The following is a 13,155-nucleotide window of genomic DNA, read 5'->3' on the forward strand; positions in this document are numbered from 1 at the left end:
ACCGGACCGCTCAGATGGCGGGTGAGTTAACTCGGGTGTAAGGAAGGCCGATACTGGTGCCACCAGGGGTGACGACCCTGACGGTGACCGCGCCCACCACGCCGGGCGGCGCCGTGGTCGTCAACTGAGTGTCGGAGACCACGGTGAAGCCGGCGGGCACGCTCCCGAACAGCACTGCGGTGGCAAACGTCAGTCCGGAGCCGGTGACAGTCACCGTGTTCCCGCCTGCCGACGGCCCCTGGTTGGGGACCAGACCAACGATTACCGGTGCACTCAGATACAGGTAGGGCACACTGTTGCTCGTGCCACCCGGCGTGGTGACGTTGACCGGGACGGTGCCGCTGACACCGGGCGGCACCGTCGCTCTGATCTCCGTGGCCGAGAGAATGGTGTAGGTGGTTGCCGCCGTCAGACCGAAGTGAACCGCCGTGGTCTGGAGGAGATTCGCCCCGGTCAGCGTCACGGCGTTGTTACCGCCCAGCTGACCGGAGCTGGGGATGACACTGTTGAGAACCGGTGCGCCGAGGTAGTAGTAGGAGACGGCTTGGCTGCTGGTACCGCCGGGCGTGGTGACCGTGACGGCAACCGGGCCGGGGCCGCCGGTGGGGACCACCGCAGTCAGCTGATTCGCCGAGACGACGGTGAACGCAATCGCCGCGTTCACGCCGAAATGAACGGAGGTCGTACCGGTGAAGCCGGTCCCGGACAAGGTGACACTGTTCCCGCCCGCGAGTGGCCCCTGGGCCGGAGCCACGCTGCCCAGAACGGGAACGGCGACATACGTGTAGGGGATCCCGACGCTGGTGCCGCCCGGAGCGGTGATCGTGACATTCACTGTGCCGACGGGCGCGGCGGGGGCGATCGCGGTGACCTGCGTGTCGGAGACCGCGGTGAACGCGGCGGCCACGGTACCGAAACGGACTGAGGTGGCGCCGGTGAATCCGGTCCCGGTCAACGTGACCGTGTTCCCGCCCTCGACCGACCCCTGGTTGGGGGCGAGGGAAGTGATCGTGGGCGTCGGGATCGTGTAGGTGAAACCCACGCCGTTGCTGGTTCCGTCGGGTGTGGTCACCGTGATCTGTACGTTGCCCGCACCGGCCGGGGCGACTGTGGTGATCCCGGTCGCGGACAACACGGTGAACGAAGCGGCGGGGGTACCGCCGAAGTTGACCGCGGCTGCGTTGGTGAACCCTGTGCCGGTCAGTGTGACGACCGTTCCGGCGGCCCCCGAGGGAGGGCTGCTCGTGGTGATTGTGGGGGCTGCCGCAGCCGTCGACGGTTGCGAAGCGTGGAGCATTGAGCTGTCGGAGCTCTCCACTGCCGTTCTCCTTCAGGATGATGTGATCGGGGTGTTGTGGACGGGATGAGGTGACCGGAACGCGAGGGTCGGGGCGCCGCCCGGACCTCCTGGCCGGGCGGGCGCGAGCGAGTGGTGCCGAGTGGGATACCCGCCCGGCCGGGCGCGGAATGCGCCGGACCGGGGCGGGCATCATGTAACCGGAAGCGGTACCGCGCCGGGCGCTGTTCCACGCCGACGGTCGGTGCCACAGCCGTGGCGGATCAGATGCCGGGGCCCGTCACATAGGTGAAGGCGCCGGCGTCCGTGGCTGTGCCCGCAGGGTTGGAGAGACCGACGTCGACCGCACCGACGGCGCCGGGCGGTGTGACGGCGGACACCGTCGTCGCGTTGATGACCGAGAACGGTGCCGGCACCGAGTCGAACGTGACCTGGCTCGTCGAGGTCAGGTTGGTGCCCGTGATGGTCACCGCCGTTCCGCCGGACGTCGGTCCGGAAGCCGGAGTGATCCCGGCGATGGTCGGGACGTCGATGTACGTGTACGACAGACCGTTGTTGGTGCCTCCGGCGGTCGTCACACTGACGCTCACCGGCCCGGCTGCCGCACCCGCGGGCACGACGACACTGATCTGGCTGTCCGACAGCACCGTCGGCGTGACGGTATTGGCGCCGAAGGACACCCCCGTGGCGGTGGACAGACCGGTGCCGCTGATGATGACGGTGTTGCCGCCTGCGGTGGCGCCCGAGCTCACGCTCAGACCGGACTTGAACGGGGCGCCGACGTAGAAGAACGAGATCGGATTGCTGGTTCCGCCCGGGGTGGTCACCGTCACGCCGACCGTGCCGGAACCGGACGGCGAGACAGCGGTGACCTGGGTGGGCGAGACGTTGGTGACGGCGGTGGCCGGCTTGGCACCGAAGAGCACCGCGCTGGTGCCCGTGAGGTTGGTGCCCGTGATGGTGACGGTGGTTCCGCCACCGGTGGAGCCCTGGTTGGGACTGATTGGCATGATCGTCCTCCGTGTGCTCGAACTGATCTCTCGAAGTCCGAAAGTTGACTTCGAGACGGGTCCGGATCAGGACCCGTGGCTGCGACTTGGGCCACCGGGACGCTGTCTGGCCCCGGCTGTTCTCGCTCGCCTCCTGCTCGTCCGGTCCCGGGGGTACGCTGCTGGGCGCACCCGAGGAATCGTCCGAGACGCGCCTGTTGGGGGAAGGCGCCGTCAGCGGCCGTCGCCGGGCAGGGTGCTCGGAGCCGTGATGAGCCAAGTCGCGGGACGCCGGCCCGGAAAGCCGTGGCCGGCTGCCATGCTCGTGGCCCCGATGACGAGGTATTCGGTGTGCGCGGATGGTTCGCGCACCGCTCACTTGCAGAGGCCGGAGGCTGCCGCACCAGTCCCTGCCGCCGTGCGGCAAGGACGACTGGTCGGATCCAAGTCCTCTACAGGGGCGCCCATCGCGGCCATCCGGAGTAAAAGATGCCGAGGTCCGTCATGCGTGGACGGTCGGCGAACACAACGGTTCCGCGCTCCCCCGGAGAGGGATGGGCGGCCCACCGGTTCAGTGACTCAAGTGACCCATACAAATGGAATATGACACAAGCGTCGTGACTGCCCATCACCTGAACGGACGAGCGCTCGGGGGGCGGGTCTATCAGTACGCCGGATGGACACCGATCCGCCGCCTCTCCCACCACGCGCCCTCAGAAGCCGGCCCGCACCTCACCGATTTCCGGCACCGACCACACCCGGCGCGGTTCCGGCAGACAAGGCGCGGAAGCAGGGAGGGGGCGTCTCCTGTCAGAGACGCCCCTTGAGATCCGCGTGATCGCCCAGCCAGTGCTGTGGCGCTGCTCGTGCCGCCGCCCGAGCCGGTTCTGTGGGCCGTCGGTGGCAAAGCGGCCCGCGCCCGCTTGCGCCTGTGGTCGGGTTCCCGCACCGCGCTGAACAATCGCCTTGGCCAAGGAGTACGGACGCATCTCAGCGGACTGAGGGGAACCACCGAAATGGACAGAGCGGGACATCCGGATCGCAGAACTCTGCTCGCCGGCGGACTCGTGGTCGCCTCGGCCGCACTGGCGGGGTGCTCATCGACGAGCGCCACCCCGATGGCGACCAGCACCTCGCCGGAAGCACGGCCGGCCACACCCGCCGAGGCGCTCGCGAGACTGATGGACGGCAACAAGCGCTGGGTGAGCGGAGACCTTCGACATCCCGACCGCGATCCGGACCGGCGCGAGTTCGTGGCCCAGAAGCAGGAACCTTTCGGAGCGGTCCTCTCGTGCATCGACTCCCGGGTGCCGCCGGAACTCCTCTTCGACACCGGACTGGGTGACCTCTACGTGATGCGTACAGGCGGGGAGGCGATCGGCCCCGTGGTCACGGGGTCCGTGGAATACGGGCCCGTGACGAGTGGCACTCCGCTCATCGTGGTCCTTGGGCATCAGCGCTGCGGCGCCGTCGAGGCAGCGTACAAGTCCATCCGTGACGGCAAGCCGTTGCCCGGCAACCTGGAAGCGATCGCCAAGGCCCTGCGGCCGGCGTACGAGCAGGCAGTTGGCGAAGGCGGTGCCGACCCGGTCGAGACCATGGCCCGCGCCCAGGTCGAGCTGACCGCAGCCGACCTGCGCTCCAACCAGGACCTGGCCCCACTCGTGGGAAAGGGCACCCTTGCCGTGGTCGGCGCCTACTACTACCTCGACACCGGCAAGGTGGAAGTCCTGGCCGGCGCACCCTCCTGACCCGCCGAACGATGCGCAGGCGCGTTGCCGCCGCGGCCAGGGCCTGATTTCTCCGTTGGCGTGTGTGAAGGCAAGACCTTCTCATCAGCCGCCGGATGGACCTGTCGCTGATCGCACCCGCACCATCAATGGGCTCCGGTCCCAGCTCACCAGTATTTTCCCCGGCCTGGAGCGGGCGTCGCTCCCGGGTCACCACGGGAACCGGGACAGCGTTCATACGGGGACGCTCCTCCTGATGCATGGCATCCGGTGGATACCGGCACTCGTCGTACAGCACGCAGGGACCGTAGGAGAACCCGGAGCCGGAGAAGAGCTCGGAGATGAGGTCCGCGCGGGTCGGCGGAGGATCGGAGGGCGAACCGTCGCCCTTCGGCAAGGTGCTGTCGTCGGGGGTCCCGCCGGGGCCGGGGCACTTGTGAGCGCCCCGGCCCGTCGGGTACCTGCCGTCAGGACGCGGGCAGCTCCCCGCGTACCGTGCGGGCCGCGGCGACCAGGTTCTCTAGGGACGCCTTGGTCTCGGGCCAGCCGCGTGTCTTCAGACCGCAGTCGGGGTTGACCCACAGCCGTTCGGCGGGAATGGCCTTGAGCCCCTTGCGGAGCAGGGCGGCGGCCTCGTCCGCATCGGGCACGCGCGGGGAGTGGATGTCGTAGACACCGGGTCCGGCCTCGCGCGGGTAGCCGTGTGCGGCGAGTTCGCGGGCGACCTGCATGTGGGAGCGGGTGGCCTCCAGGCTGATGACGTCGGCGTCGAGGTCGTCGATGGCCTGGACGATGTCGCCGAACTCGGCGTAGCACATGTGGGTGTGGATCTGGGTGTCCGGACGCACGCCGCTGGTGGTGAGACGGAACGACTCGGTGGCCCACTCCAGGTATGCGGCGTGGTTCGCTGCGCGCAGGGGGAGGGTCTCGCGGAGGGCGGGTTCGTCGACCTGGATGACCGATGTGCCACTGGCTTCCAGGTCGTCGACCTCGTCGCGCAGGGCGAGGGCGACCTGCCGGGCGGTGTCGCCGAGCGGTTGGTCGTCGCGGACGAAGGACCAGGCCAGCATGGTGACGGGCCCGGTCAGCATGCCCTTGACCGGACGGTCGGTGAGCGACGACCCGGCCCTTCCAGTAACCCTCGATGGCCTTCTTCAGTTCCCGGTCCGGTCCCTGGCGGGGGTAGCCGTACGCGGTGGCGTGTGCTGCCGCGGCTGCGGGCTGCGCTGTCACGGAAATTTCCTTCGCGAGATGACTCCTTGAGATCCCGGGGACGGGACACGGACGCGAAGGGATGACGAACCGGACGGATCCTGCGCACGCCATGGGTGCGGTCTTCCGTCTGGTATGTACGCCGACCCGCCCACGAGGTCACCGGGATATCCGCACACGAGGGGTCGCGTGCGGGCAACGGGCAGGTCTTCGGACTCGCGGGCACATCTGTCGAAGGCAGACACCTACTGGCCGTCGCTTCCCGGATCCGACCGGATCCAGTGCGTATGACGGCGGTCGTTCCCGCTCACCGCTGCGGGGCAGTCCCGGATTCCCACCGGGTTCCCTCTTACGACGCGCCTGCCTGGCGGACAGGGCGAACCAGCTGCACCGGTCAGGCTAGAGGGCGGATCGCTCTTCGGGCACCGCTGTTCACATTCCGGAACGTGACATGAGACACGGAATCGGTCCGGCCGGGCAGGCGGAAGGGGCACGCGGGTCGCACGTCGTCAACGCACTGGCGCAGCAGCGGGGCGCGTGTCTCCGGGGGCAAGGTGGTCTGGTTCGAACCGGACCTGCCCCGGGGCGCGGGCGCCCGCGGGACCGCCCCGGCCGATGGGGACGTCCCGGGCCGACCCACGCCCCCGGAGCGCGCTTCAGGACTTGGGGGAGAAGCGCAGCCGCGTGGCCGCCAGTGCGCCGAGGGCCAGCAGGACGATGGACACCCACAGGCCGGACAGATGGTTGCCGGTGGCGTCCTCGGCGTAGCCCATGATGTACGGGCCGACGAAGCCGCCCGTGATACCGATGGTGTTGAGCAGTGCCAGGCCGCCGGCGAGGGTCTTGCCCGAGAGCCGGGTGGCGGGGAAGTTGAACAGCAGGGGCTGGACGACGAAGAACGCCAGGCCGGTGAAGCAGAAGCCGAGCAGGGCGATCACGGGACCGGCGACGGCGGCGACGATGAGGCCGGTGAACATCATCAGCAGACCGACCACCACGAAGTTGCGGGAGCGCCGGGGTGTCGTCGCGCGCGGCGGCACCAGTACGGCACCGACGGCCGCGGTGAGCCAGGGCAGTCCGGTCAGCAGGCCGATGGTGAACGGCGAGAGATCGCCCCAGCCGCCGATGATGCCGGGCAGGAAGTAGACGACGGAGTACAGGGCGACCTGGTGGGTCCAGTTGGCGAAGATGGCCAGCAGCATCTGCTTGTCGCGCAGCACCGTCAGCAGGGAGCCGGATCCGGAGCCGTTGCCGGCCGCCTCGGCGCCCTCGATCTGTTCGCGGGTGACCGCGTCCTGGACCAGCCGGGCCTCCTCCGCCGTCAGCCAGGGTGCCTTGGCCGGGCCGTCGGGCAGGAACCGGAGGATGGCGAACGCCAGGAAGAGGCAGGGGACCCCCTCGATGACGAACATCCACTGCCAGCCGTGCCAGCCGCCGAGCCCGTCCATCTCCATGAACAGTCCGCCGAGCGGGTTCCCGACGACGCTGGCGATGGAGGCGCCGAGCAGGAGCAGTCCGATGGCCCTGCCGCGGATCTCGGAGCGGAACCAGTAGGTGAAGTAGAGCAGGATGCCCGGCAGCAGCCCGGCCTCGGCGGCGCCGAGCAGCAGCCGCATGGCGTAGAAGGACTTCTCACCCTGTACGAAGGCCATGCAGGCGGAGACGACGCCCCAGGTCAGCATGATCCGGGTGATCCACCAGCGGGCGCCCACGCGGTACATGATCAGGTTGCTGGGCACCTCGGAGATCGCGTAGGTGAGGAAGAACAGCCCCGCGCCCAGCCCGTAGGCCGCGGCGGAGATGCCGAGGTCGACCTCCAGGCGTTCCTTGGCCAGGCCGATGTTGGTCCGGTCCAGGAACGACATGATGTAGGCGGCCAGCAGCAGCGGCATCAGCCGCCGCAGATTGCGCTGGTCCAGCTCGCCGAGCGCATCGCGCGGGGTTTCGTTTGGTATGGCCGCACTGGGCGTGCGGGAACCGCGGATCAAAGGCATCGGGGTCCTCTTGGAGTGCTCTGGCAGCCGTCGGGCGCGGACTGCGGCCTAGGGGGGTGGGGCGGGCGGCCAGCGACGGTGACGCCGCGGGCCGCCCGGCCGCCGGGGTGGGTTCAGACGACGAGCCGGACCGGGTTCTCCACGGCCTCGGTGAAGGCCGCGAGCCAGCGCGCCGCCACGGCGCCGTCCACCGGACGGTGGTCCACGGACAGGACCACGCCGAGCACCTTGGCCGCGATGACCGCACCGTCGCGGACCACCGCCTCGTCGCGTGCGGCGCCGATGGCCAGGATCGCGGCCTGCGGCGGGTTGATGATGGCGGCGAACTCCTCGACCCCGTACATGCCGAGGTTCGAAACGGTGATCGATCCGCCTTCGAGGTCGGCGGGCCGAAGCCCCCCGGAGCGCGCCTGCTCCGCGTACGCGCGGGTCCGAGTGGCGATCGCCGACACCGACAGGTTCTCGATCCCGCGCAGCACCGGGGTCACCAGGCCCGTCCCGGTGGCGATGGCGACCGAGACGTCGACGGTACGGAACCGGCGGACGGCATCCGGCTGCCACACCGCGTTCATCTCCGGCACCTGTGCATGTGCCGTGGCGACGGCCTTGATCAACAGGTCGTTGACCGAGACCTTGACCGGGCTGACGGCGTTGATCCGCTGCCGCAGGGCGAGCAGCTCGTCCACGGCGCAGGTCGCCCGCAGATAGAAGTGCGGGGTGTGCTGCTTGCTCTCCGTCAGGCGCCTGGCGATGGCCCGGCGCATCCGGCTGTGCGGGATGTCCTCGTGGTCGCCGGTGTCGGCGGGGGCGGCGGCCTGCGGCACGGCGGTGGCTGCCGGGGGGACCGGGGCCTGGGCCACGGCCGACTCCGGCGCCGGCCGGGCCGCGGCGGCGGCGGCATCGACGTCCCGCCTGACGACGCGGCCGCCGGGCCCGGTGCCGGTGAGGGCCTCGATGTCGAGGCCCGCCTCCCGGGCCAGCCTGCGGGCCAGCGGGCTGCTGAAGACGCGCCCGCCGCGCTCCGGCTCACCGGCGGAGGGGGACGCCGGAGCGGCCGGGCTCTCTGCGGCCGGTTCCTCAGGCACCTCCCGGCGCACCGCCTTCGGGGCCGCGACGGGCGCGCCGACGCCGAGCTTCGCCAGCAGCGTGTCGAGGTCGCCGACCTGCTCGCCGACGGCGCCGAGCACGGCGATCGGGTCGCCGACCTCGATCTCGACGCCGGCCTCGTACAACGTCTTGAGCAGTACGCCGTCCTGCTCGGCGGCGACATCCACCTCTGCCTTGTCGGTCTCGATGGAGACCAGCGCGTCGTCCTTCGTGAACGACGCCCCCTCCGCCACCTGCCAGGCGGACAGCACGGCCGTTGCCGCGTCGGCGGCCACGGCGGGCATTCGGAACAGTTCTGCCATGATCAACCCTCCTGGGTGTTCTCTCGTACGGGGAGGGTCAGTTCCCGGTGACCCGCTGGAGCGCGGCCACGACCTCTTCGGTCCGTGCGATGGCCGCCCGCTCCAGCACCTTGCTGATGCTGGGCGAGGACTCGCCGGCCTGGACGCGCTCCACCGGCTGGTCGAGCCAGTCGAAGTAGCGGCGCTGGATCTCGTCGGACAGCCAGCCGCCGTAGGAGGTGCCGATGGGGCCCTGCTCGGCGATGAGCACGTTGTTGGTCTTGCGGATGCTCGCGCCGAGGGTGTCCCAGTCGAGACTGGCGCGGTCCAGCCAGCGCAGGTCGATGACCTCGGCGTCCAGGCCCAGCTGCTCGACGGCCTCCAGGACGTAGTTGGTCATCGCGAGGTACGACACGACGGTGATCCGCGACCCGGTGCGGCGCACGGCCGCCTTGCCCACGGGCAGGCAGTAGTCGAAGTCGTCCACCGGGCCCGGACCGACCGAGTTGTACAGGTCGGTGTGCTCCAGTACGACGACCGGGTCCTTGCAGGTCAGCGCGGAGTTCATCAGGCCCACGTAGTCGAAGGGCGTGGACGGGGCGACGATCCGCCAGCCGGGGGCCGTGGCGAGGATTCCCGCCGGGTCCATGGAGTGCTGGGAGCCGTAGCCGGTGCCCATGGCGACCTTGCTGCGCAGAACGAGCGGGACGCCGGACCCCTGTCCGTCGCCGCCGAACATGTGTCGGGCCTTGCCGATCTGGTTGAAGATCTGGTCCGCCGCGACCCACATGAAGTCGGCGTACATGAACTCCACCACCGGCTTGTACCGGCCGTCGAGCGCGATGCCGCCGGCGAGCCCGGCGAAGGCGTTCTCGCTGATCGGCGTGCCCAGGACACGGTCCGGGTGGGCCTCGGCCAGGCCCTTGGTCGCGCCGTTGGTGCCGCCCTTGAGCCGGTGCACGTCCTCGCCCATGACGACGACCGACGCGTCCTCGGCCATGCGCCGGCTCATCACCTCGGCCACGACGTCGATGAACTTCCGCTGTTCCAGGCGTCCTTGGAAGGCATCCGGTCCGGTGCCGGTGCCGGTGCCGGTGCCGGTCCCGGTGTCGGCGAGGCGTACGTCGTCGAATTCGCTGAGGTCGCCCCGCACACCGACATCGCGGAAGGACGGGTCGGGCCATTCGGAGGGCCTGATGCGGCGGGTGCCCGGCTTGCCGTCGGGGTCGGGCTCCAGCAGTTCGTCGCCGATGGCGGCCATGACCGCCTTGGCCCGTGCGGTGCACTCCTCGATCTCGTCGGCGTTCAGGACGCCGTTCTCGACGAGCTGCCGCGAGACGAGGGCCAGCGGGTCGCGGGCCCGCCACTCCTTCTCCTCGCCCTTGGTGCGGTAGCCGAAGGCGCTGCCCGGGAACGGGCCGTTCTGGTGGAAGAAGCGGTAGACCTCGGCCTCGACGATGGTCGGTCCCTGACCGGCCCGCATGTGGTCCACGGCCTCGCTCATGGCGAGGTACACGGCGAGCGGATCCATGCCGTCCACGCGCCAGCTGGGGATGTTGAAGCCCAGGCCGCGCGCCGAGAGCCGGGGCTCGGCCGTCGCCTCGTCCACGTGGGTGGAGACGGCGTACTTGTTGTTCTCGATGAAGAAGCAGACCGGAAGTTTCCAGGCGGCGGCGAGGTTCATCGTCTCCAGCACGGAGCCGATGTTGACCGCGCCGTCCCCGAAGTAGGTCACCGAGACGGCATCGGTGCCGGCCTGCCGCGCCGACCAGGCGAACCCGGCCGCCTGCGGCACGCCGCCGCCGACGATCGCGTTGGTGCCCATGGCGCCGGCCTCGCGCCATTGCAGGTGCATGGATCCGCCCCGCCCCCGGCAGAAGCCCCTCGCCAGGCCGCAGATCTCGGCCAGGCTGCGCTGCAGGACGGTGCGCACCTCCGCGTCGACAGGGCGTCGCAGGTCGATGCCGCCGGGCGCGACGTATCCCAATGCCTTGGCCAGGAACTGGTGGTGTCCCCGGTGCGAGCCGCCGACGAAGTCCGCGCCGGTCAGCGGGAGCACGGAGCCGACGGCGCCGCCCTCCTGGCCGATGCTGGAGTGCGCCGGCCCATGGACCAGCCCCTGGCCCGCGAGGTCGAGGACGTACTCCTCGAAGGTCCTGATCAGCAGGGTCTGGGTGAACATCGAGGTCAGCAGCCGCGGGTCCGCGCCGTGCCAGTCCTTCTTGGTCGCCGTCACCTCGGTCCACGGTGAGGCGGGGGCCAGTTTCCGGTGTGTGGGCATGAGCACTCTCCTGTGTGATTCGGTGAGCACTGTCGCAGTGAATGGATCCATAGCCAATACCTCGTTACCGGAACGTTACGTTCAGATTTCGGGAATGTCCATTGACTGCGGCATCTATGGCGGCGCAATGTGGGATGCATGGCGGATAGATGGATCCATTCCACAGATGAACGGGAGCAGGGGCTTCCCGGACTGGCCGGTGTCGAACACATCGGCTTCACCGTTCCCGACCTCGAAGAGGCGACCCGGTTCTTCGTCGAGGTGATCGGCTGCGAGCACGTCTACTCGCTCGGCCCGTTCCGCTCCGACGGCACCTGGATGAGCGACCACCTCGGCGTCCACCCGCGCGCCGTGATGCGCGAGCTGCGCTTCTTCCGGTGCGCCGGCGGTCCGAACTTCGAGATCTTCGAGTACGAGGCCCCCGGACAGGAGACGCGACCGCCGCGCAACAGCGACGTCGGCGGCCACCACCTCGCCTTCTACGTCACAGACCTCGACGCCGCCGTGGCGCACCTGCGGCGGCACGGCGTACGGATCCTCGGCGAACCCACGGCCAGCTCCGGCCCGAGCGAGGGACAGCGCTGGGTCTACTTCCTCGCTCCCTGGGGGATGCAGCTGGAGCTGGTCTCCTACCCGGATGGCAAGCGGTACGAAGCCGACTCACCGGTACGGCTGTGGCAGCCTTCCGTCTGAACACGCTGCCGCGACACCGCACCAGGGAGAGCCATGTCACGCAAGCCGACCACCGGATCCGACCCGTCCGGGTCCAGCACGTCCGGATCCAGTGCCGCCGTCGCCAGCCAGCGCGTCGCGGACCATCTGCGTGCCGCCATCCTGAGCGGTGAACTGCGCCCCGGCGCACGGATCATGCAGGAGCAGGTCGCCGCGCAGCTCGGCGCCAGCCGGCTGCCCGTACGCGAGGCCCTGCGGATACTGGCGGCCGAGGGCCTGACCGTCGTGAAGTCCAACAGCGGCGCCTGGGTCTCCAGAATGGACATGGCGGAGTGCGAGGGCGTCTACAAGATCCGCGAACGCCTGGAACCGCTCGCCCTCGGCGAGAGCATTCCGAACCTGTCCGCCGAGCAGGTCGCCGAACTGGAGACGATCGCGCGGCAGATCGAGCTCACCACGGACGTGGACCGCTTCCTGGCCCTCGACGGCCGTCTGCATCTGCTCACCTACGCCGGATGCCGCGTCGCCCAGATCACCGCCATGGTCGACCGGTTCTGGAACACCACACAGCACTACCGCCGCGCCTTCGCCCGGCTCGCGGGCGACAGCGGCTGGGAACTGATCCACGCCGAGCACCGCCTGATCATCGACGCGATCAAGCGGGCCGACACCGTCGACGCCGAACGTTTTCTCACCGGCCACATCCGCCGCACGCGGCTGGAACTAACCCGACATCCCGAACTGTTCACAGAGGACGACCATGACAGCGACCACACAGCAGACGCAGCAGACGCCGCGGACTGACGCCCGCCCCTTCGAGGGCCGCACCCTTCTCCTGTCCGGCGCGGGCGGTGGCATCGCCCGCGAGGTGGCCCGCCAGTTCCACGCGGCCGGCGCCAATCTGGTGCTCGGCGACCTGAACGCCGGGGCACTGGAGGAGCTCGCCGCGACGCTCGACCCCACGGGTGCGACCGTGATCACCCGCACCCTGGACGCGGCCTCGCCGGAGAGCAACAACGCGTTCGTCGCCGCCGCGGTCGAGACGTTCGGCTCGGTCGACTTCCTCGTACCCGCGGCCGGGATCTATCCGGAGCAGGCCGTCGCCGACATGACCGACGAGCAGTGGCACACCGTCATCTCGGTCAACCTCGACGGCGTCTTCTACCTCACCCGCGCCGTCCTGCCCCACCTCAACGAGGGCGGCAGCATCGTCAATCTGACCTCCATGGCCGGTCACCGCGGCAGCGTGCGGCACGCCCACTACGCGGCGACCAAGGGCGCGCTGCTCGCCTTCTCCCGCAGCCTCGCCTGGGAACTCGGCTCCAGGGCACGGATCAACATGGTCTCGCCCGGAATCATCGAGACCTCCATGACCCGCGACTACGTCACCGCCCGCGGCGACACCGCACTCGCCACCACCCCTCTCGGCCGCCTGGGCAGGCCGGAGGAAGTGGCCTCCGTCGTCACCTTCCTGTGCTCACCCGCGGCGAGCTTCGTGCAGGGCGAGGTGATCCATGTGAACGGCGGAATGCACATGATCTGAGCAGGCCCGAGATCTGAGCAGGCCCGAACACACCGGTGGAGAACGCGGC

The 13,155-nt window shown here is 69.7% G+C and carries 9 protein-coding genes, 1 pseudogene and 1 riboswitch; of the genes and pseudogenes, 4 read left to right on the top strand and 6 right to left on the bottom strand.

Features of this window, described 5'->3' with window-relative positions; genetic code table 11:
* Positions 1–10 precede the first annotated feature (10 nt).
* Positions 11–1,318, bottom strand: coding sequence for an IPT/TIG domain-containing protein (locus tag ACFVX4_RS21625; protein ID WP_389979719.1), 1,308 nt, complete (start codon positions 1,316–1,318; stop codon positions 11–13).
* Between the two features lie 242 nt (positions 1,319–1,560).
* On the bottom strand, positions 1,561–2,307 hold the full coding sequence (locus ACFVX4_RS21630; RefSeq protein WP_389979722.1) for an IPT/TIG domain-containing protein: 747 nt from the start codon (positions 2,305–2,307) through the stop codon (positions 1,561–1,563).
* Positions 2,308–3,302: 995 nt separating this feature from the next.
* Between ACFVX4_RS21630 and ACFVX4_RS21635 the strand changes: the two genes are divergently transcribed.
* Positions 3,303–4,037: a carbonic anhydrase gene (locus ACFVX4_RS21635; protein ID WP_389979725.1), complete on the top strand. Its 735-nt coding sequence runs from the start codon at positions 3,303–3,305 to the stop codon at positions 4,035–4,037.
* Between the two features lie 446 nt (positions 4,038–4,483).
* Here the strand turns inward: ACFVX4_RS21635 and ACFVX4_RS21640 are convergent.
* The 4 genes and pseudogenes from ACFVX4_RS21640 to ACFVX4_RS21655 form a co-directional block, all read right to left on the bottom strand.
* A pseudogene (locus ACFVX4_RS21640) lies at positions 4,484–5,137 on the bottom strand (5-methyltetrahydropteroyltriglutamate--homocysteine S-methyltransferase); the annotation flags it as partial.
* A gap of 274 nt (positions 5,138–5,411) precedes the next feature.
* Positions 5,412–5,629: riboswitch (cobalamin riboswitch) on the bottom strand.
* Positions 5,630–5,884: 255 nt separating this feature from the next.
* Positions 5,885–7,222 (bottom strand): MFS transporter, encoded by a 1,338-nt coding sequence (locus ACFVX4_RS21645; protein WP_389979728.1) that lies wholly within the window; start codon positions 7,220–7,222, stop codon positions 5,885–5,887.
* 113 nt (positions 7,223–7,335) lie between these two features.
* Positions 7,336–8,631 carry a 2-oxo acid dehydrogenase subunit E2 gene (locus ACFVX4_RS21650; protein WP_389979731.1) on the bottom strand — a complete coding sequence of 432 codons (1,296 nt, stop codon included), beginning with the start codon at positions 8,629–8,631 and terminating at the stop codon, positions 7,336–7,338.
* Between the two features lie 37 nt (positions 8,632–8,668).
* Complete coding sequence (locus ACFVX4_RS21655; RefSeq protein WP_389979734.1) at positions 8,669–10,891, bottom strand: thiamine pyrophosphate-dependent enzyme; 2,223 nt, start codon at positions 10,889–10,891, stop codon at positions 8,669–8,671.
* 138 nt (positions 10,892–11,029) lie between these two features.
* On the opposite strand from ACFVX4_RS21655, the gene ACFVX4_RS21660 reads away from it, so the two are divergent.
* The 3 genes from ACFVX4_RS21660 to ACFVX4_RS21670 are packed head-to-tail and all read left to right on the top strand — an operon-like array spanning position 11,030 to position 13,106.
* Complete coding sequence (locus tag ACFVX4_RS21660; RefSeq protein WP_389979737.1) at positions 11,030–11,584, top strand: VOC family protein; 555 nt, start codon at positions 11,030–11,032, stop codon at positions 11,582–11,584.
* A gap of 33 nt (positions 11,585–11,617) precedes the next feature.
* The gene (locus ACFVX4_RS21665) at positions 11,618–12,367 is read left to right on the top strand and encodes a GntR family transcriptional regulator (protein WP_389979740.1); all 750 of its coding nucleotides are present in this window, start codon (positions 11,618–11,620) and stop codon (positions 12,365–12,367) included.
* On the top strand, positions 12,324–13,106 hold the full coding sequence (locus tag ACFVX4_RS21670) for an SDR family NAD(P)-dependent oxidoreductase (RefSeq protein ID WP_389979743.1): 783 nt from the start codon (positions 12,324–12,326) through the stop codon (positions 13,104–13,106). Before ACFVX4_RS21665 ends, ACFVX4_RS21670 begins: the two co-directional genes overlap by 44 nt.
* Positions 13,107–13,155: the final 49 nt, after the last annotated feature.

The organism is Streptomyces sp. NPDC058240 (assembly GCF_042882135.1).
Taxonomy (GTDB): Bacteria; Actinomycetota; Actinomycetes; order Streptomycetales; family Streptomycetaceae; genus Streptomyces.

Bases quoted from the DNA above. Each gene is read 5' to 3' on its own strand.
- ACFVX4_RS21630 (WP_389979722.1), bottom strand. From the start codon at position 2,307: ATGCCAATCAGTCCCAACCAGGGCTCCACCGGTGGCGGAACCACCGTC.
- ACFVX4_RS21635 (WP_389979725.1), top strand. From the start codon at position 3,303: ATGGACAGAGCGGGACATCCGGATCGCAGAACTCTGCTCGCCGGCGGA.
- ACFVX4_RS21645 (WP_389979728.1), bottom strand. From the start codon at position 7,222: ATGCCTTTGATCCGCGGTTCCCGCACGCCCAGTGCGGCCATACCAAAC.
- ACFVX4_RS21650 (WP_389979731.1), bottom strand. From the start codon at position 8,631: ATGGCAGAACTGTTCCGAATGCCCGCCGTGGCCGCCGACGCGGCAACG.
- ACFVX4_RS21655 (WP_389979734.1), bottom strand. From the start codon at position 10,891: ATGCCCACACACCGGAAACTGGCCCCCGCCTCACCGTGGACCGAGGTG.
- ACFVX4_RS21660 (WP_389979737.1), top strand. From the start codon at position 11,030: ATGGCGGATAGATGGATCCATTCCACAGATGAACGGGAGCAGGGGCTT.
- ACFVX4_RS21665 (WP_389979740.1), top strand. From the start codon at position 11,618: ATGTCACGCAAGCCGACCACCGGATCCGACCCGTCCGGGTCCAGCACG.
- ACFVX4_RS21670 (WP_389979743.1), top strand. From the start codon at position 12,324: ATGACAGCGACCACACAGCAGACGCAGCAGACGCCGCGGACTGACGCC.